This is a genomic window from Vibrio sp. 1641 (genome assembly GCF_033339995.1).
Lineage (GTDB): Bacteria > Pseudomonadota > Gammaproteobacteria > Enterobacterales > Vibrionaceae > Vibrio > Vibrio alginolyticus.
The window spans coordinates 1-535 of the sequence record NZ_JAWOVP010000464.1 but is presented as its reverse complement, the minus strand read 5'-3'; the positions used below and the strand labels follow the sequence as shown (position 1 = coordinate 535).

Here is a 535-nt window from a genome sequence, read left to right as displayed (position 1 = left end):
GCAATACATGCACAAGATTGTGGGTGGCCTGATTCGCGAAAATGACGGTCGTCGCGTACCTGTTACGCGATTTACTAAGAATGGCGGTATGTGGCTAGAGCAAATCGCAGCAACGGGTTGTGATGCAGTTGGTCTAGACTGGACGATCAATATTGCTGATGCGAAAGCGCGTATCGGCGATAAAGTGGCACTGCAAGGCAACATGGACCCATCTATGCTTTACGCTTCACCAGAGCGTATCCGTGAAGAAGTAGCGGGTATCCTAGAAGGTTTTGGTGATGCTGGTACAGGTCACGTATTCAACCTAGGTCATGGCATCCACCTAGATGTGCCGCCAGAAAACGCGGGTGTGTTTGTTGAAGCGGTACATGAGCTATCTAAGCCTTACCACAAATAATCTCGATTTATTGAAATCTAATACCGGCCATCAGTGCCGGTATTTTTTTACCTGAAATTTGAATTGTACAGCTTAGTAAGCATTTGGCCTGCTATGATCTAATTACTGTCTAAGCTGTACAATAAAAATCAAAATCAA

1 protein-coding gene is annotated in these 535 nt (G+C 45.2%); it reads left to right on the top strand.

Going from position 1 to position 535, the window contains the following annotated elements:
* Positions 1-397: uroporphyrinogen decarboxylase family protein (locus tag R7Z47_RS26585; protein ID WP_318130990.1), on the top strand; the 397-nt coding region annotated here is incomplete at its 5' end.
* Positions 398-535: the final 138 nt, after the last annotated feature.